This window comes from Pseudarthrobacter sp. AG30 (assembly GCF_003116525.1).
In the GTDB taxonomy this organism is placed as follows: Bacteria; Actinomycetota; Actinomycetes; order Actinomycetales; family Micrococcaceae; genus Arthrobacter.
Map to the genome: position 1 here is coordinate 315710 of NZ_QEHL01000003.1, position 17567 is coordinate 333276.

General features: G+C 65.5%; 17 protein-coding genes and 1 tRNA gene. 7 read left to right on the top strand and 11 right to left on the bottom strand.

What is annotated here, in order from left to right; translation table 11 throughout:
- Positions 1-15: 15 nt before the first annotated feature.
- The 4 genes from arc to DC347_RS04695 all read right to left on the bottom strand — a co-directional run bounded on the left by arc (position 16) and on the right by DC347_RS04695 (position 4930).
- A complete protein-coding gene (gene arc / locus DC347_RS04680) occupies positions 16-1767 on the bottom strand; it encodes a proteasome ATPase (RefSeq protein WP_018761341.1) in 1752 nt (583 codons plus the stop codon).
- Positions 1768-1849: 82 nt separating this feature from the next.
- Positions 1850-2914 carry a tRNA (adenine-N1)-methyltransferase gene (locus DC347_RS04685; protein ID WP_018761340.1) on the bottom strand — a complete coding sequence of 355 codons (1065 nt, stop codon included), beginning with the start codon at positions 2912-2914 and terminating at the stop codon, positions 1850-1852.
- Positions 2915-3015: 101 nt separating this feature from the next.
- Positions 3016-4206, bottom strand: coding sequence for a site-2 protease family protein (locus DC347_RS04690; RefSeq protein WP_109044700.1), 1191 nt, complete (start codon positions 4204-4206; stop codon positions 3016-3018).
- The gene (locus DC347_RS04695) at positions 4199-4930 is read right to left on the bottom strand and encodes an HAD family phosphatase (RefSeq protein WP_109044594.1); all 732 of its coding nucleotides are present in this window, start codon (positions 4928-4930) and stop codon (positions 4199-4201) included. Before DC347_RS04695 ends, DC347_RS04690 begins: the two co-directional genes overlap by 8 nt.
- 151 nt (positions 4931-5081) lie before the next feature.
- Between DC347_RS04695 and DC347_RS04700 the strand changes: the two genes are divergently transcribed.
- On the top strand, positions 5082-5987 hold the full coding sequence (locus tag DC347_RS04700; RefSeq protein WP_018761337.1) for a PAC2 family protein: 906 nt from the start codon (positions 5082-5084) through the stop codon (positions 5985-5987).
- A gap of 78 nt (positions 5988-6065) precedes the next feature.
- Here the strand turns inward: DC347_RS04700 and mshC are convergent, their stop codons facing one another.
- Together mshC and DC347_RS04710 are read right to left on the bottom strand one after the other, a co-directional pair.
- Entirely contained in the window at positions 6066-7343 is a 1278-nt protein-coding gene (gene mshC, locus DC347_RS04705; RefSeq protein WP_109044595.1) for a cysteine--1-D-myo-inosityl 2-amino-2-deoxy-alpha-D-glucopyranoside ligase, read from the bottom strand.
- A gap of 15 nt (positions 7344-7358) precedes the next feature.
- Complete coding sequence (locus tag DC347_RS04710; RefSeq protein ID WP_018761335.1) at positions 7359-8192, bottom strand: undecaprenyl-diphosphate phosphatase; 834 nt, start codon at positions 8190-8192, stop codon at positions 7359-7361.
- A gap of 51 nt (positions 8193-8243) precedes the next feature.
- Between DC347_RS04710 and DC347_RS04715 the strand changes: the two genes are divergently transcribed.
- Entirely contained in the window at positions 8244-9173 is a 930-nt protein-coding gene (locus DC347_RS04715; RefSeq protein ID WP_109044596.1) for an aldo/keto reductase, read from the top strand.
- 48 nt (positions 9174-9221) lie between these two features.
- Here DC347_RS04715 and DC347_RS04720 read toward each other — a convergent pair whose 3' ends face one another.
- Positions 9222-9485, bottom strand: coding sequence for a hypothetical protein (locus DC347_RS04720; protein ID WP_018761333.1), 264 nt, complete (start codon positions 9483-9485; stop codon positions 9222-9224).
- 40 nt (positions 9486-9525) lie between these two features.
- On the opposite strand from DC347_RS04720, the gene DC347_RS04725 reads away from it, so the two are divergent.
- Positions 9526-9759 carry a DUF5703 family protein gene (locus DC347_RS04725; RefSeq protein ID WP_018761332.1) on the top strand — a complete coding sequence of 78 codons (234 nt, stop codon included), beginning with the start codon at positions 9526-9528 and terminating at the stop codon, positions 9757-9759.
- Between the two features lie 64 nt (positions 9760-9823).
- On the opposite strand, the gene DC347_RS04730 is transcribed toward DC347_RS04725, so the two are convergent.
- The gene (locus DC347_RS04730) at positions 9824-10984 is read right to left on the bottom strand and encodes an acyl-CoA dehydrogenase family protein (RefSeq protein WP_109044597.1); all 1161 of its coding nucleotides are present in this window, start codon (positions 10982-10984) and stop codon (positions 9824-9826) included.
- Between the two features lie 9 nt (positions 10985-10993).
- Positions 10994-12298, bottom strand: a complete 1305-nt coding sequence (locus tag DC347_RS04735; RefSeq protein ID WP_018761330.1) for a M20/M25/M40 family metallo-hydrolase — start codon at positions 12296-12298, stop codon at positions 10994-10996.
- 169 nt (positions 12299-12467) lie between these two features.
- Here DC347_RS04735 and DC347_RS04740 point away from each other — a divergent pair.
- Together DC347_RS04740 and DC347_RS04745 are read left to right on the top strand one after the other, a co-directional pair.
- A tRNA-Leu gene (locus DC347_RS04740) sits at positions 12468-12550 on the top strand.
- A 120-nt stretch (positions 12551-12670) separates the two neighbouring features.
- Positions 12671-13588 (top strand): NmrA family NAD(P)-binding protein, encoded by a 918-nt coding sequence (locus DC347_RS04745; RefSeq protein ID WP_109044598.1) that lies wholly within the window; start codon positions 12671-12673, stop codon positions 13586-13588.
- Between the two features lie 129 nt (positions 13589-13717).
- Here the strand turns inward: DC347_RS04745 and DC347_RS04750 are convergent, their stop codons facing one another.
- Entirely contained in the window at positions 13718-14230 is a 513-nt protein-coding gene (locus DC347_RS04750) for a DUF805 domain-containing protein (protein WP_109044599.1), read from the bottom strand.
- A 357-nt stretch (positions 14231-14587) separates the two neighbouring features.
- Here DC347_RS04750 and DC347_RS04755 point away from each other — a divergent pair, with 357 nt between their 5' ends.
- Positions 14588-16051, top strand: a complete 1464-nt coding sequence (locus DC347_RS04755; protein WP_240617692.1) for a phospholipase D-like domain-containing protein — start codon at positions 14588-14590, stop codon at positions 16049-16051.
- A gap of 127 nt (positions 16052-16178) precedes the next feature.
- A complete protein-coding gene (locus DC347_RS04760) occupies positions 16179-17198 on the top strand; it encodes an NADPH:quinone reductase (protein WP_018761326.1) in 1020 nt (339 codons plus the stop codon).
- Positions 17199-17234: 36 nt separating this feature from the next.
- Here the strand turns inward: DC347_RS04760 and DC347_RS04765 are convergent, their stop codons facing one another.
- Positions 17235-17426, bottom strand: a complete 192-nt coding sequence (locus DC347_RS04765) for a three-helix bundle dimerization domain-containing protein (protein ID WP_018761325.1) — start codon at positions 17424-17426, stop codon at positions 17235-17237.
- Positions 17427-17567: the final 141 nt, after the last annotated feature.

A 17567-nucleotide genomic window follows, 5' to 3' on the forward strand; every position in this document is an offset into this window, starting at 1 on the left:
GTCCTGATGCACCCGTCACAGATACTGTCCCGTGGTGGGCATGGTTTCGATCGACTTCCCGGGCTCCTGCCCGGCTTTGCCTTGGACGATGGTTCGGATGTAGGTGATCCGTTCGCCCTTCTTCCCGGAGATGCGCGCCCAGTCGTCAGGGTTGGTGGTGTTGGGCATGTCCTCGTGTTCGCGGAACTCATCCACCACGGCGCGCAGGAGATGTTCGATCCGCAGTCCCTTCTGGTGCGAGGTCAGCAAATCCTTGATGGCGTACTTCTTGGCCCGGTCCACCACGTTTTGGACCACGGCGCCCGAGTTGAAGTCCTTGAAGTAGAGCATTTCGGTATCACCGTTGGCGTAGGTGACCTCCAGGAACTCGTTGGACTTGTCCGTGGAGTACATGGCTTCGACGGTGCGCTGGACCATGGCGTCTACCGTCGCCTGGACGTCACCGTTGTGTTCGGCCAGGTCCGATTCGTGGAACGGCAGGTCGGGTGTGATGTATTTGTTGAAGATGTCTGCGGCGGCTTCCGCGTCCGGGCGCTGGATCTTGACCTTCACGTCCAGCCGGCCCGGCCGGAGGATCGCGGGGTCGATCATGTCTTCACGGTTGGACGCACCGATCACGATCACGTTGTCCAGGCGTTCCACGCCGTCGATCTCGCTGAGGAGCTGGGGCACGATGGTGGTCTCGACGTCGGACGAAATCCCGGTGCCGCGGGTTCGGAACAGCGAGTCCATCTCGTCGAAGAAGACCACTACGGGGCTGCCGTCGGAAGCCTTTTCACGGGCGCGGGAAAAGATCAGCCGGATGTGCCGTTCCGTTTCGCCCACATATTTGTCAAGGAGTTCGGGCCCCTTGATGTTGAGGAAGTAGCTCTTGAGATCCACGTTCCCGGACCGCTCTGCCGCCCGGGCGGCGAGGGAATTGGCCACCGCCTTGGCGATCAGCGTTTTGCCGCAGCCGGGGGGACCGTAGAGGAGGATGCCCTTGGGGGCCTTCAGCCCGTGCTCCCGGTAGAGGTCCGGATGCAGGAACGGCAGCTCGACTGCGTCGCGGATCTGTTCGATCTGGGGCCCGAGGCCGCCAATGTCCTCGTAGGTGATGTCCGGGACTTCCTCAAGGACCAGGTTCTCCACCTCGGAACGCGGAACCTTTTCCAGCGCATATCCGGTGCGTGAATCGATGGAAAGGGCATCGCCGACCCTGAGCTTTTCGGCCAGGAGGGCGCCGGACAGGCGGACGACGCGTTCTTCGTCCGCACGGCCCACCACCAGGGCGCGGTCGCGTCCCAGCATCTCCTTCAACGTGGCGAGCTCGCCGGCCCGCTCATAGCCGAGCCCGGCGACGATCAGGAGCGCCTCGTTAAGCAGTACTTCCTGCCCGACCGCCAGCTGGTTGATGTTGACCAGGGGGCTGATGCCCACCCGCATCTTCCGGCCGGCATTAAAAATGTCCACTGACTCCTCGGTGGCGGCCTGTCCGCTGCTGCCCGGGGCGGGTTGCCGTTTGGGATTGATCTGCAGGATGGTGCCGAAGCTGTACGGCGGCTGTCCTTCCTGGTCCAGGGCGTTCTTAAGCCGCAGGATTTCCGCTTTCGCGGTCTCAAGCATGGTGACCAGCTTGGTGTTGTTCTGGGTTGCCGCTGCGAGCTGGCGGTCGATGTGCCTGAGCTTGTCCCGAAGTATGTTGACCTGGCGGTCAGCAACCGAGAGGTCGTTGGCGGCAGACTGCTCTGCCGGTGTACGTCCGGAGTCCTGGTTTGGAGTCTCCATGATGTATCAGCCCCTTCCTGCGCTTCTCTTAAGACATTAGTCCCAAGAAGGCGGGTAGGGATGGAGACTCCCGAAATATGGACTAGTTCGTAACCTCGGGGGTGTCCACGACGTTCGTGCCGGCAATGGCGTCGCGGGCGGCCCGGCGGAGTTTCTTGTCCGACACCGCCCGCTCCCCTACGGCACCGGGGGTCCAGGCATTGACGTCTTCTTCGTTGAATTCGGTCTTCGAAGGACGGCGCTTCACGGAGATTCCGGTGACCCCGTCGGCGAGCCGGCGGGTGACCAGGAGGAACCCGGTGTGGGCCACCATGCGGTGGTCGGGGCGTACCGCCAAACCTTCGAGGTGCCAGCCGCGGACCATTGACTCCCAGGCATCGGGTTCCGTGAAGCGCCCGTCGGCGCGGATGGCCTCAGCCGTCCGGGAGAGCTGCGTGACGGTGGCGACGTAGTTGATCCACACGCCGCCGGGGGCGAGGACCGTGGCCACGGCGTCGAGGCATTCCCAGGGTGCCAGCATGTCCAGGACCACCCTGTCGACGGAGCCGGGGGCCTCGGCCTTGACCACTTCCTCCTGGAAGTCGCCGAGCGAAATCTGCCACGCAGGGTGCGGGCCGCCGAAGATGGTTTCCACGTTGCCGCGGGCGATGTCGGCGAATTCCTCGCGGCGTTCGAAGGAGTGGAGGTAGCCGTTGTCGCCGACCGCACGCAGGAGCGAGATGGACAGGGCACCCGAGCCGACGCCGGCTTCCACCACGCGGGCACCGGGGAAGATGTCCGCCATGGTGACGATTTGGCCCGCGTCCTTGGGGTAGACGACGGCGGCGCCGCGCGGCATGGAGAGGACGAAGTCGGAGAGCAGCGGGCGCAGTGTCTGGTACTGCTGGCCCACATTGTTTACCACGACGGAGCCATCCACCTTGCCGATGATCTCGTCGTGATTAAGGAAGCCGCGGTGGGTGTGGAAAGCGCCGCCACGCTCCAGGGTGATGGTGTTCATCCGGCCGCGTTCGTCGGTCAGCTGGACGCGTTCGCCCTCGCGGAAAGGGCCGCGGCGACGGGCGGCTCCCACCGGCTGCGAGCCGCTGGCGGCAACACTGGATGGTGCTGCACCCTTGGCGTCGTTGACGGCAGTTTCGCTGCTCATGATTTTTCCTCGCTCCTGTAAACCTGGTGGTGCCGCGCTCCCCTGGTCCCTCGGGGCGCCAGTTGGCGTTGGCGGCGGCAATGCATGACCGGCAGGTAACTCTACCGGTTCTGGCCCTGAGGGGAGCTATTGTTCCGCGGACTCTTGCCGGTGATGGTTGCGAGGACGGCTTCCTGCGTCAACAGTCCGGTGACCTGTCCATTGTGGTCCACCACCGCATAGTGGCGGCCCGCAACCTGGGACAGGAACTGGACCAGCTCTTGTCCCTTGGACCACTCGGGAACGTACGCGCCGCCCGCGAGCGGGAAGGAAACGGCATCAACCGGCGTCGAATCCGCCGCGGCAGCGGGGACTGACTGGAGTGCCTCCGGGTCCACCACGGCTTGCGGCCGTCCGTCCGGTCCGCAGACCACCACTGCCCTTGCCCCTCCCTCCGAGAGGCGCAGGGCGTCTCCGGCGGTTGCGGTCGCAGGCAGGCCGGCAGCGGGCATGGACAATGCCGCGGCACTGACCAGTGGGAGCCTGCCGCGCAGTGTCCCTTGTTGGATGGACGCCGACGCGCCCATCCACAGGAAGCCGCCAACAAGGATGGTGATCATCAGGAAACTGAAGTCCGGGCTGTCACCGGCAAGGAAGGGGCGTACCAGGAACCAGTAGGCGATGGCGAGGACGATGATCCGCCCGCCCCAGCCGGCGGCAACGGTGCCCTTGGCCTGGCTGCCGGTGGCTTTCCAGACGATGGACTCGACCATCCGGCCCCCGTCCAGCGGAAGGCCAGGAAGGATGTTGAAGACGCCGATGAGGAAGTTGGCCCACATGAAGATGTTCGTCAGGATTTCGGCGACGCTCCCCAGGCTGTTGGTGCCCAGCACCAGCCACGCGCCCCCGGCCAGGACGAAGTTGGCCGCCGGTCCGGCAAGGGCCACCACTACCGAGCGCCCCGGGGAAGCTGTGAAGCTCTCGAACTGGGTGTGGCCGCCCCAGAGGTTCAGGACGATTTTCTGGGTGGGCCAGCCGTAGATTTTCGCGGTGAGGGCGTGGGCCAGTTCATGCACGAGCACAGAGATCAACAGCAGGACGGCGTAGGCGAAAGCGACGACGTAGGCACTGGCGCCCAGCACGGGGTTGTTCCGTGCCAGTACCGGTCCGTACACGATCACCGTGAAGGCCGCAATGACGAACCATGAGTAGGCCAGGACCACGGGGACGCCGGCGATCCGTCCCAGCGGGATCCCTTCGCGGCGCCCGGGGGCCTCCTGGCCGGTGCCAGGCTTCGTGCTGTGCTCAGCCACGGGGATCACCCGAAGCGGGTGCCGCGAGGCCTTTTGGACCCGCACCCACCAGCAGGGCTTCCAGCTCTCCCAGTGACCGGCCGGCCAGGGAGTCCCAGAGCTCGTAGCTCTCATGGTCGGGCAGGGGAACGATGTGCGGCACTGCCACCGTTGCGACCCCGGAGGCAACCGCTGCAGCCACGCCCGGCACGGAATCTTCCAGCGCGACGCAATGGTGGATGCCGAGCTCGGGGTCGGCTTCCTGCAACAACTCCACTGCCGTCAGGTAGGCCTCCGGATGCGGCTTGCCCTGGGTAACGGTGTCACCGGTGACCAGCACGTCGAAGTAAGGCCTGGGAAGGTTGGCCACCACCTCCCGGGCCAGTGGACCTTCGGACATGGTGACCAAGGCGCACCGGACCCCGGCTTGGTGGAGTTCTTCCAACAGCTCACGGGCACCGGGCCGCCACGGCACCTGCTGCTGGACGCTGCTGATGACCTGGGCCGTCAGGGCGTCGATGATGTCGCGGATTTCCAGCTCCACACCCGCCTGCTGCAACAGTCCGGCAGAAAAAGTCAGTGACTGTCCAACCAGCTGCATGGCCTGCTGGTGGCTCCAGGTTCCTCCGTGCGCCTCAACCAGTGCCCGCTCGGCGGCGATCCAGTACGGCTCGGTATCCACGATGGTCCCGTCCATATCCCAGAGGACGGCCTTGAGCGGTGAACTGGCGGCAGGTATTGACATATAGCCAGTCTACGGGGCGTGGCTGGGCGGAGGCTGTGGGCTACGCCCTTGGCGAATATGACGCGGCAGGGGTGCCACAAGGACGGGTTTACGGGGATTTGCAGCGCTTCAATCCATGCACGACCAAGCACCTTGGACGTAGGGTGAAGAAATGAATAGCTTCGAGGGAGCCACGGCGGAAGAGGGTGCCGGACCCGAGCGGGAACGGTTCCTCCAGCCGGTGGCAGACGGACAGCGCGTAACGGTGATGCTTGCCGCCTTTGAAGGGTGGAACGACGCCGGAGAAGCGGCCAGCGATTCGTTGCGCTACCTGAACAAATTGTGGGGCGGCAAGAAAGTCGCCTCCATCGATGCTGACGAGTACTACGACTTTCAGTTCACGCGCCCCACCGTCCGCAGGAACGCGGCAGGCGAACGGAAGATCAAGTGGCCTTCCACCCGGATCTACAAAGCCAGCGCGCCAAATTCCAATGTGGATGTCATCTTTGTGCAGGGCACCGAGCCATCCTATAAATGGCGCGCCTACACCGCTGAGCTCCTGGTTCATGCGGAAGCGCTGCACGTGGATTACGTGGTCCTCGTCGGAGCGCTCCTGGCGGATGTCCCGCACAGCCGCCCGATTCCGGTGAGCACGTCCTCCGACGACGCCCCGCTCCGGGAGCGGATGGACTTGGAAGCGTCCCAATACGAAGGGCCAGTGGGCATTGTCGGCGTGCTGTCCGAGGTGTCCCTGCTGGCAGGCATTCCCACCGTGTCCTTGTGGGCTGCCGTACCGCACTACGTGGCCCAGGCACCCTCGCCCAAGGCCCAGCTCGCCCTCCTGCACCGCATCGAGGAACTCCTCCAGGTGCCCCTGGATACCCATGAGCTGGCCGAGGAGGCCGAGGCGTGGGAGCGCGGGGTGGATGAGTTGGCCACGGAGGACCCGGAGATCGCCGCCTACGTGCGCCAGTTGGAGGAAGCCAAGGACACCGCCGATCTGCCCGAAGCGAGCGGCGAGTCCATTGCCCGGGAATTCGAGCGGTATTTGAAGCGGCGGGGCCAGGACAGGGGCTGAAACCCGCCGGACGCGGAAAGGGCCTGGCCCGGAGGAATCCGGGCCAGGCCCTTTTTGTGCCGCCCGAAGCGGAGTTCGTTACAGCTGGATGCCCAGGAGGGCGTCCACCGCGTCCTTGACCAGGGCGGCGTCGGCGGCGCTGGCAGCAGCGCCGGCATCATTGGCTTTGCGTGCCCACCGGGATACGGCGGCAACCGCTGCGGGCGCGTTGAGGTCCGCTGCCAGAGCTTCGCGCATCTCGGCCAGGAGCGCCGTCCCCGAACCTGCGGGGGCATGCGGCAGGGCCGTCCGCCATGCCGCGAGGTCTGCCTTGGCCGCGGAGAACCCTTCATCCGTCCACGACCAGTCGGAACGGTAATGGTGGGACAGGATCGCCAGCCGGATGGCAGCCGGGTCCTCGCCGGCGGCACGGAGCTTCGAAACCAGCACCAGGTTGCCTTTGGACTTGCTCATCTTCTCGCCGTCCAACCCCACCATGCCGGCGTGTGCGTAGTGCTTCGCCAGGGGGACTCCAGCCAGTGAGTAGGCGTGGCCGGCGCCCATTTCGTGGTGCGGGAAGATCAGGTCGGAGCCGCCGCCCTGCACGGTGAATGGTGACGGGAGGTACTTCTGCGCGATGACGGTGCATTCGATGTGCCAGCCGGGCCGGCCTGGGCCCAGGCTTCCACCGGGCCAGCTTGGTTCGCCGTCCCGCGCCACCCGCCACAGCAACGGATCCAGGGCCTGCCGCTTTCCGGCGCGCCCCGGGTCGCCGCCACGTTCGGCGAAAAGCTCCAGCATGGCGCTTTCGCCCAGGTGGGAAATGGCGCCAAGTGCCCACGCGTCAGGTGCGGTTGACTGCTTGCCGGCTGCTTCGACGTCGTAATAGACGTCTCCGTCGGGTTCGCCGTTGCTGCCGCCCACTGTGTAGGCCAGGCCCATGCTCACCAGCCGTTCCACTTCGGGCACGATGAGCCCGATGGACTCAACAGCGCCCACGTAGTGGTCCGGCGCCAGGACGTTGAGGGCTTCCATGTCGGTCTGGAAGAGCTCCACCTGTTGTGCGGCCAAATCGCGCCAGTCAACCCCGGTGGCGGTGGCGCGCTCGAGCAGGGGGTCGTCCACGTCGGTGACGTTCTGGACATAGGACACCTCGCTGCCGGCGTCGCGCCACGAACGGTTCAGCAGGTCGAAGGCGACGTAGCTGGCGGCGTGACCCATGTGGGTTGCGTCGTAGGGGGTGATGCCGCAGACGTACATGGAGGGCCTGGCATCCGGTTCGAGGGCCACTTCGCGGCCTGCCGAAGTGTCGAACAGCCGGATGGCGGGCATGTTTCCGGGCAGGGCGGGAACGGGGCGGGAAGTCCAGGATTTCACAGGTAAAGCCTAGTCCTAGGCGCTGATGACGTTGAAACCGAGGAGGAGGTAGAGGGCGAGGCCAAGGAAGATCCGGTACCAGACAAACAGCCTGTAGCTGCGGGTGGAGACGAACTTCAGGAACCAGCCGATGATCACGTACCCCACCACCAGTGCGATCACGGTGGCCAGGGCGGTCTCCGGCAGACCGAACGGCCCCGTAATGCCTTCCTTGGTGACCACTTTGTAGAGCTGGTAGAGCCCGCTGCCGAAAACGGCGGGGATGGCGAGCAGGAAGGAATACCGGGCGGCGGCCTCACGGGTATAGCCCATCAGGAGTCCGGCGGTAATGGTGCCGCCGGAGCGTGACACACCCGGGATCAGGGCCATGGCCTGGGCCAGGCCGTAAAAGATGCCGTGCTTGTAGGTCAGGTGGGCCAGGTCCCGCTTCTGGGCGCCGATGGCGTCCGCTACGGCGAGGATGAGGCCAAAGACAATCAGCATGGTGGCAACGATCCACATGCTGCGCAGGACCGATTCGATCTGGTCCTGGAAGAGCAGCCCCAGCACGATGATCGGCAGGCTGCCCAGAATCACCAGCCAGCCCATGCGGGCATCGGGATCCTGCCGCGGCACTTTGCCGGCCAGTGAGCCTGCCCAGGCTTTGACGATGCGGACAATGTCACGCCAGAAGTAGATCAGCACAGCTGTTTCCGTGCCCAGCTGGGTGATGGCCGTAAAAGCTGCACCCGGATCCTGCGCGTTGGGAAGGAATTCCCCCACAATCCGCAGGTGTGCGCTCGATGAAATCGGTAGAAATTCGGTCAGTCCCTGCACTAGGCCCAGCAGGGCCGCTTCAAACCAGTTCACGCTAAGACCCTACGGCATGGCGGTGGCGCTTCTGCCCGTAAGCTTGCTGCTATGCAGCAGCGTTACGTCGGCAACAGTGGATTGCGAGTTTCAGCCCTCTCCCTGGGCACCCGTTCCTGGGGCCGGGAGACCGACGAGCAGGACGCCTCCGAGATGCTGCGGACGTTCCTTGGTGCGGGCGGCCGGCATGTGGACACGTCCGCGTCCTACGCTGGCGGGGGCTCCGAAGCGATCCTGGGCGCGCTGCTGGGCGACGTGGTATCCCGCACGGAGATTTCCATCTCCACCAAAGCGGGAATGACGACGCCGGATGGCCGGCGCGCCGTGGATACCTCACGGAATGCGATGCTCACCGGGCTGGACGCCAGCCTGGCCAGGCTGGGCACGGATTACGTGGACCTCTGGTTCGCCGAAGAGTGGGACGGAAACGTTCCCCTCGAGGAGACGCTGGCAGCACTGGAGTTCGCTGTCCGGTCGGGCCGGGCCCGGTACGCCGGAATCTCCAATTTCAAGGGCTGGCAGGCGGCTAAGGCTGCGGCGATCAGCAGCGTACCGCTCGTGGCCGCCCAGGCCGAGTATTCGTTCCTTAACAGGTCGGCGGAATCGGAACTCATGCCGGCCCTCGAAGACGCCGGGCTGGGCCTGATGGCCTGGGGTCCCCTGGGCCGGGGTGTCCTCACGGGCAAATACCGGGGCAGCATTCCGGCCGGTTCGCGCGGCGCCTCCGCGGGCGAGGCCGATTACGTGGAGCCCTACCTGGAAGAGAAGCCGTCCCGCATCGTGGACGCCGTGTGCATGGCAGCCAACGGGCTGGGACGTTCACCGCATGATGTCTCATTGTCCTGGCTGCTGTCCCAGCACGGCGTCGCCACAGTTGTTGTCGGGGCCCGCACGAACGTGCAGTTGAAAGAGATCCTCGACGCCCAGCTCTCCCCGCTGCCGCCCCAAATTGCCAGGGCGCTGGAAGACGTGTCCGCCTAGCGCCCCACCACCGGGATCCCGCGGGCTCCAGAGTCTTTCCCCGCTGCGCTATTCCTCCACAATCTCCAGGTCTTCGTCGTCGTCCACGTCGGCTTCATCATCGTCGTCTTCATCGTCGAACACCTGCAACGGGGTAACTTCGTTGTAGGCCTCATAGAGGGCGTCTTCATAAACTTCGAACGCATCTGCAACTGCAAAAAAGGCTGCCTCCACGGAGGGGTCACCGTCCCCGCGCCGGTTCGATGCTGCTATAAGGTGTTCTTCCAAAGCGGTGGTCAGGGACGAAAGCGCGACACGCGGATCGATGCTCATGACTTCACGTTAGCCGGAAAAGGACGAAAATGGAGAGCAAATGAAGGAGCAATTTCTCACCAGCTCAGTCCAGCGGGAGCGGGACTATTTACGGCAGTACGAATACCTCGTACTGACGCTCAGCCCTGAGGATTCCCTGCCGGAGGCGCGGCGCCGCCTGGTGGAACACTCCGAGTACGGCAAGTGGGAATTGGAACGCAGCAAGCTTTACATGGGCGGCGGCCGGCGGTTTTGGCTGCGCCGCCGGGTCATGCAGGTCCAACGCACCGTATAGGGCGGGCTTTGGGGAACCAGCGGCCCTTGGGGGAACGAACAGGAGCAGGTGCCCCGCGCCGGGGTTACTCCTCCAGGGGACCGAGCCAGGCGTTGGCGACGGTGTTGTGGGCTGACTCATCGTCGGAAGGGTGGAACATGCCGGCCAGCACGTCCCTGTACAGCCGCTCCAGTTCGGAGCCCCTGAAGTAGCTGGATCCGCCGCTGACCCGGATGGCCAGGTCCACTACCCGCCTGGCGGTTTCGGTCGCATTCACCTTCAGCCCCACCAGCTTGGGGAACCACTGGGACCCGTGATCAGCCAGCGCGTCGACGTCCGCCGCCACGGCGTCCAGCTGGGGGTAGAGCGCATCCATGGCCATGGCCGCTTCGGCGACTTTCCAGCGGATGTCGGGGTCCTGGGCGTAGCTGCGTCCGCCGTTCTTGAACGATGTGCGCCGCTTTGCCGTCTCCACGCCCACTGTCAGGGCACGCTCCCCCAGCCCCGTATAGACGGCGGCAAGGAGCGTCTCGAAGCAGGCGAAGATGGCGAAGATGAGGGGGTCGGCGTTGGGCCCCACCGGCAGCTTCCGAAAGATCCGGTCCGCCGGTACTGCCGCGCCTTCCAGCACCGTGGTGGCGGACTGGCTGGCCCGCATGCCCAGCGTGTCCCAATCGTCAAGGATCCGGTAGCCCGGCGATCCGCGGCGGATGAATCCATGGACAAGCTCTCCCGCTCCATCCCTGGCCGCAGGGTCCTTGCCGAAGATCCCGAGGCGGGTCCAGGCAGGCGACAAGCTCGTGAAGATTTTCGTTCCGGTAAACGTGTACCCGCCGTCCGGGGCCGGCGCCGCGATGGTCCGTGAGTCAAAGAGGACGGAGTCGTTGCCCGCCTCGGAGTTGCCGAACGCAAACACTTCGCCCTGCGCGGCTTCTTCCAGGACAAAGGACAAGGAGTCGTCGCCCCGGGCGGCCAGGACATGTGCGACGCCGGTCCAGACCAGGTGCATATTGACTGCCAGTGCGGTGGCGGGGGCAGCCGTTGCCAGCCTGCGCTGGCACTGCGCCGCCGCCCGGAGCCCAAGGCCCGGACCGCCGTCGGACGCCGGCACGAAGAGCTTCAGGTATCCCGCAGCCGCCAACTCCTCCAAATCCTCGTGGAAGAAGGCGTTGTCCCGGTCGTAACCGGCCGCGCGTTGCCGGATCCGCTCCAGGAGAGCGTCCGGCAGCAGCTGTTCCGGAGTCACAGCCGTCCCCTAGTAGTTGGTCAGCAGGGTGTTCAGCACCCGTGCGCCGAATTTGAGGGAATCGGCCGGGACCCGCTCGTCCACCCCATGGAACATACCGGTGAAGTCGAGCTCGTCCGGAAGCATCAACGGTGCGAAGCCGTAGCCGGTGATCCCCAGCCGGCTGAGCGACTTGTTGTCCGTGCCACCGGAGAGGGTGTAGGGCAGCACTTTGGCGCCCGGGTCCTCCTTGTGGAGGGCATCGATCATGGAGTCCACCAAATTCCCGGCGAAGGGAACCTCCAATGAGACGTCGTTGTGGACATAGCTCACATCCACGCCGGTGCCGGCGAGCTCGCGGACGATTTCCAGGACCTGCTGTTCCTGGCCGGGCAGCGTGCGGCAGTCGACAAGGGCTTCGGCCGACTCCGGAATGACGTTGTGCTTGTAACCGCCCTTGAGGAGGGTGGGGTTGGTGGTGTTCTGCAGGGTGGCGCCGACGAAGCGGGCCACGGTGCCAAGCTGGTCCAGCAAGAGGTCCGGGTTGTCGGCGTCGAACTCCACTCCGGTGAGTTCAGTCACTCCGTCAAGGAACTGGCGGGTCGTGGGGGTGAGCTCGATGGGCCATTTGTACTCGCCGATGCGGGTGACAGCCGCGGCCAGTCGGGTGATGGCGTTGTCCGTGTTGATCTGCGAGCCGTGGCCGGCCCTGCCATGGGCCACCAGCCGAAGCCAGGAGATCCCCTTCTCGGCGGTTTGCAGCAGGTAGGTGCGCTGGCCGCCGATGGTGGCGGAGAAACCGCCCACCTCCGAGATTGCCTCGGTGGCGCCCTCGAAGAGTTCGGGACGGTTGTCCACGGCGTACCGGGCGCCGTAGACGCCGCCGGCCTCCTCATCGGCGAAAAACGCAAAGATGATGTCGCGCTTGGGCTTCCTGCCGTCCCGGGCGAAGCTGCGCATGACGGACAGGATCATGGCATCCATGTCCTTCATGTCGACGGCGCCGCGTCCCCAGATAAGCCCGTCCTTCAGTTCCGCGCCGAACGGGTCCACTGACCACTGGTCACGCAGGGCGGGCACGACGTCCAGGTGGCCGTGGACCACCAGGGCACTTGCCGAAGGGTCCTCCCCCGCCAAGCGGCTCACAACACTGGCGCGGCCCGGGGCGGATTCGAAGATCTCCGCGTCCAATCCCACTTCCTCGATCAGCCCTGCGGTGTATTCAGCAGCTGCCCGCTCGCCCGGACCCGATCCGTCACCGTAGTTGGACGTGTCGATCCGGATGAGTTCCTGGCAAATCCGGACAACTTCATCCTCGGGCAGGACGTCAGGCATTGGTATCTCCTTGGTAGGGAATGACTGGGTGGCACGAGCTGAATCGCTGTCCTCAGCCTACCCATTCGGCCCGATTCGTTCTTCCCGAAAAGTCATGTTAGAGTTTTTCTCGCTGCTTCGGAGAGGCGCGAAACGCTGAAAGGCGGGACGGCTTCCCGAAATACCACCTGCGCGGGTGGCGGAATGGCAGACGCGCTAGCTTGAGGTGCTAGTCCTCGAAAGGGGGTGGGGGTTCAAGTCCCCCTCCGCGCACATTGGGAAACCCCGGAAAATCAATGATTTTCCGGGGTTTTTCTGTATCCGGGCAACCCCAGGCGATTCCCGGGGTTCCTTACCGGCGTCGCACCACCAATCCCACCGGGAAGGCAGGCCATGACTACCAGTACCGTCCTTGTCGCCGGAGCCACCGGCGATCTCGGCCAACGCATTGTTCGTGAGCTGCTGCGCCACGACACGCTCGTCCGGGTCCTTACCCGTCCCGGGAGCGGCAGGGCGCAGAAAGTCTTCGGCGGGGCGGATCGCGTGCAGGTCCGCGAGGCCGTCTACACGGACCACGCCGGCCTCGTCTCCGCCCTGTCCGGCGTCGACACGGTCATCTCGGCTGTCAGCGGGGCGCGTCCGGTCATCATCGACGCGCAAAGGTCGCTCCTCGCAGCCGCCATCGAGGCAGGTGTGGCGCGGTTCATCCCGTCGGATTACTCCGCCGACTACCGTCGCGTCACTCCCGGCAGCAACCGGAACTTCGAGCTCCGCCGTGATTTCGCCGCGGAACTCGACGCCGCTCCCCTCCGCGTGACGTCCGTCCTGAACGGTGCGTTTGCGGACATGCTCACCGGGCAGGCGCCCATGATCCTGTTCTCGCGCCGCCGGGTCCTCTACTGGTCCTCAGCCGACCAAATCCTCGACTTCACCACCAAAGATGATGTGGCACGCGTCGTCGCGCTTGTCGCGCTCGACAAGGCCGCACCCCGGGTTGTCGAAGTGGCCGGTGACCGGGTCACTGCCCGTTCCGTTGCCCGGACCATGACCGAACTCACGGGAAAGCCCTTTGCGCTGCAGTGGGCCGGAACCACCGGGACCCTGTCGGCGATGGGCAGGATCGGCCGCCGCTTCTCGAAGGACAGGGAGGGAGCCTTTCCGGCCTGGCAGGGCATGCAGTACTTCTTCAGCATGTTCAGCGGCCAGGCCGAACTCCGCCATGTCGACAACCACCGGTACGGGCCGCACCGGTGGACTTCGGTCCGCGATGTCCTCCAAGGTCACCTGGCACAGACAACGGCCGATCGCTGATCCCAAACGCTGCAGCCGGCACCTGCCGCCACCCGGGAATGCGACGGGCCCAAGACATGAAAGAGGGGAAGACCATGGTGGTCTTCCCCTCTTCCTTACCCCCGCCTTTCCGGCGGGCCGGCAGCTGGGTTATTGAGTGGGCTGGTCGAACCGCTGCCCGGCCGGGTCCGGCCCCATGAGGGTGAAGACCAGCAGGATGATCGCTCCGGCGAACGGAATGAGTCCCAGCAGGATCAGCCAGCCGCTCTTGTTGCTGTCATGCAGGCGGCGGACCGTCAGAGCCAGCGACGGGACGATGGTGGCCAGGCCCCAGATCATGCCCAGGATCAGTCCGACAACTGCTCCAGGACCCAGCTGCGGAGCGCTGCCGTAAGTCGACGTTGACGCCACCATGCCGGAGCTGATGATGATGTTCAGGACGATGCCGACGATGACGGCGACGAGCGTCCACCACCAGTATTCGCTCCTGCTGGCCCGGCCGGAGAAGGCTGCATACTTCTTGAAGAACCGCTTGACCGCCACCGGGAACGGGGCGCCATAGTAAGGGGCCCAGAGCGGGGGTTCCCCGCCGGGCCAGGACTGCTGGGACGGATACTGCTGCGGCGGATAGGGCTGCTGCGACGGGTATTGCGGATAGCTCAAGGTTTCCCCCAGGTGTCAGAAGTGACTGGAACGTGCTCATCGTACTGTCGATGCGGTCGAAATAGCCTGCACAGGGGTAACAATTTTCCCAATTTTCCCCGGAACAACAAGGAAACGGCCGCTCCCGGAGATACCGCCGCGGGCCGCGTCCATGGGCTAGTTTGGGAACGAAGCGCCCTGCCCCGGGGCCCCGACAAGGAGCGCCGATTGGACAACATCGCCCGCAAGTGGTTTTTGAGCAGGTCCGAGCGCGGAAATCCTGCCAGTGCCGTGCAAGCGTTGAACGACGGATCACCAGCGTGGTCAGAGGGAAACCTGGTGCGGCCCTTGATCCACGGGGCGTCCTACTTTTCCCGCTTGCACGGGGAATTGTCGGCTCTCAAGGCCGGTGACCGGGTGTGGTTCACGGACTGGCGGGGGGATGCCGATGAGCGGCTTTCCGCTGACGGCCCAACGATTGGCACGGTGCTGGCGGAGCTGGCCCGGGCAGGGGTGGAAGTCCGTGGACTCGTTTGGCGGTCCCATGGAGAGCGGATATCGGCCCCCATCAGTGGACGCTCCAACGAACTGCTCAGCAGGCGAATCAACGATGCAGGCGGCGAAGCGCTGCTGGACCAGCGGGTGCGCCTCTTCGGTTCCCATCACCAGAAACTGGTGGTGATCCGCCGTCGCGACGACCCATCGAAGGACGTCGCTTTCGTTGGCGGGCTGGACCTCTCACACAGCCGCCGGGATGACGCCCGCCATGGCGGTGACCCGCAGGCGGTGAAGATGGACCCCAAGTACGGTCAGCGGCCCCCCTGGCACGACGCCGCGCTGGAGCTGCGTGGCCCCGTAGTGGCTGATGTCCTGGCGGTCTTCGCTGAACGCTGGAACGATCCCCACCCGTTGGACCGGCACACGCCATACCGCATGTTGCTGCAGCGCCTGGCCCGGATGCCCCGTCACCCCCGGCCCCTGCCTGACGCTGCCCCACCCCCGCCGCCGGCGGGCCCGCACGCAGTCCAGCTGCTGCGTACGTACGGCCGGAAGCATCCACCCTTCCCGTTCGCTCCCAACGGCGAGCGCAGCATTGCCCGCGCCTACGCGAAAGCCTTCTCGCAGGCCCGTTCCCTCATCTACATCGAGGACCAGTATTTGTGGTCAACAGATGTCGCGGCCGGAATCGCAACCGCGTTGGAGCGCAACCCTTCGCTCCAGGTGATCATCGTCGTCCCTCGCTATCCGGACTCTGACGGTCGGCTGGGCGGCCCGCCCAGGCGGCTGGGCCAACAGCGTGCCGTCTCCATGCTCCGGCGGGCCGCACCGGACCGGGTTGGCGTCTTCGACCTGGAGAACAGCGACAGCACGCCGATCTACGTCCACGCCAAAATCTGCATTATCGACGACACCTGGTTTACCTGCGGATCGGACAATTTCAACCGCCGGTCCTGGACCACTGACAGCGAACTGACGTGCGCCGTCGTCGATACCTCCCAACCGGAAAGAGGCAGCCCCGGCGAGGCCGGCCAACCTGCCCGATCCGGGCCGTTGGCCAGGGAGCTACGGATCCAGCTGTGGACCGAGCACCTGGGGCTGGACCCCGACGACCCGCGGCTCCTTGAGCCGACGGCCGGCCTGGACTTGTGGAACAGCACTGCCGATGCCCTTGCGCAGTGGCACCGAAACGGGCGCCGCGCTCCTCGGCCTCCCGGACAGGTGCAGCGCCACACCATAGAGCCCCTGCCGCCCCTCCACCGGCTCTGGGCCGATCCCCTGTACCGGCTTGTCGTGGACCCGGACGGGCGCCCTCGGTCCCTCCGCGGCACAGACCGGTTCTAGGCGCCGGAAGCGGGAAGGTTTCGGGCCACGCAACGGGGGCCACGCGGCACGAACAACCTGCAGTGGCACTGTGCGGGCGCGGTAAGTTGGAGCGGTACTTACAGCCGAACGTGGATAGGGAGAAGACATGAAGGCCATCGTGTACGAAGAGACGGGCCCATCGGCGGTCCTGAAGCTCCGCGACAGGCCCTTGGTGGACCCCGGCCAGGACGAGGTCAGGGTCCGGCTGCTGGTGTCCGGAGTGAACCCTACTGACTGGAAGTCACGCTCCGGCGGCGGGAGCAGGAAACTGGACGCGCCCAAGGTTCCCAACCAGGACGGAGCCGGGGTGATCGATGCCGTAGGTGCCGGGGTAGCCAGGTTCGGCGTCGGGGACCGTGTCTGGCTCTGGGATGTCGCGTGGGGCGGCAACGAAGGCACCGCACAGGAGTACGTCACTGTCCCGGCCGGAAAGGTTGTGCCTCTTCCGGACGGAGAGTCCTTTGACGCCGGCGCCTCACTCGGCATCCCTGCTTTGACTGCCCACCGGGCCCTCACCTCAAGCGAAGGCGGACCGTCCCGGCTCTCCCCCGGGGCCCTGGCCGGACGGACCGTCCTTGTCACCGGCGGCGCGGGGGCAGTGGGTCATGCAGCCATCCAGTTGGCACGATGGGCCGGGGCAACCGTCATCACCACCGTCAGCGGCGACCACAAAGCGGAACTGGCCCGGCGGGCGGGAGCAGGCACGGTCATCAATTACCGGACCGACGACGTGGTGCGTGCTGTCCGCGACGCGGCCCCGGACGGTGTGGACACCATTGTGGAGGTTAACGCTCCGGCAAACATCGAGGCAGGCCTGGAGGTGCTCAAGCCGGGCGGGACGATCTCCGTCTACGCCGCAAACCCCGGGGAGTCACTGACCGTGCCCATCCGCGAGGGCATGACGAAAAACGTCCGGCTGCAATTCATCCTCACCTACACGGTGACTGACGAACAGAAACAGGATGCGGTTGCTGCGGTCTCCGGAGCCCTTGAGGCCGGCGCGCTCCGGGTCGGCGAAGACTACGGGCTGCCGCTGACCCGCTTCCCCCTTGAAGAGACCGCCGCTGCGCACGACGCCGTTGAACAGGGCATCGTCGGAAAGGTGCTCATCGACGTCGCGCCGTAACCGGCGGGGACCGGCGGCGGCGACGCCGCCTGGGCACTATTGCGAAAGCCGGTCCCTCGCCGCATGCTCGACAAGCACCGGTATGAAAGCGCGCACCCTCCCGGTATCAAGCATGCTGTGCTCCTGCTGCACCACGTCTTCGATCTGCTCCCTGGACAGCGTAGGAAACCTCGCTGCCAACCGGTCCACCACTTCGCCGAGGGCCCGCAACTCTTCGCTTACTCCCATCGTGAAAGTGTCAGCGGCGTTGAGAACCTCGTCAAGACTTGACTATGCAGCCGGCTTTGCGGTGTGTGGAGGGCTCCCAGGGAGCGTGTCCAACGGCGGGCGCCGAGCCGCACCGGGCAGCCTCGCCGCCCGCCTGGTCGC

Bases quoted from the DNA above. Each gene is read 5' to 3' on its own strand.
- DC347_RS04765 (WP_018761325.1), bottom strand. From the start codon at position 17,426: ATGGGAGTAAGCGAAGAGTTGCGGGCCCTCGGCGAAGTGGTGGACCGG.
- arc (WP_018761341.1), bottom strand. From the start codon at position 1,767: ATGGAGACTCCAAACCAGGACTCCGGACGTACACCGGCAGAGCAGTCT.
- DC347_RS04695 (WP_109044594.1), bottom strand. From the start codon at position 4,930: ATGTCAATACCTGCCGCCAGTTCACCGCTCAAGGCCGTCCTCTGGGAT.
- DC347_RS04735 (WP_018761330.1), bottom strand. From the start codon at position 12,298: ATGCCTGACGTCCTGCCCGAGGATGAAGTTGTCCGGATTTGCCAGGAA.
- DC347_RS04700 (WP_018761337.1), top strand. From the start codon at position 5,082: ATGAATAGCTTCGAGGGAGCCACGGCGGAAGAGGGTGCCGGACCCGAG.
- DC347_RS04685 (WP_018761340.1), bottom strand. From the start codon at position 2,914: ATGAGCAGCGAAACTGCCGTCAACGACGCCAAGGGTGCAGCACCATCC.
- DC347_RS04715 (WP_109044596.1), top strand. From the start codon at position 8,244: ATGCAGCAGCGTTACGTCGGCAACAGTGGATTGCGAGTTTCAGCCCTC.
- DC347_RS04725 (WP_018761332.1), top strand. From the start codon at position 9,526: ATGAAGGAGCAATTTCTCACCAGCTCAGTCCAGCGGGAGCGGGACTAT.
- DC347_RS04760 (WP_018761326.1), top strand. From the start codon at position 16,179: ATGAAGGCCATCGTGTACGAAGAGACGGGCCCATCGGCGGTCCTGAAG.
- DC347_RS04745 (WP_109044598.1), top strand. From the start codon at position 12,671: ATGACTACCAGTACCGTCCTTGTCGCCGGAGCCACCGGCGATCTCGGC.
- DC347_RS04720 (WP_018761333.1), bottom strand. From the start codon at position 9,485: ATGAGCATCGATCCGCGTGTCGCGCTTTCGTCCCTGACCACCGCTTTG.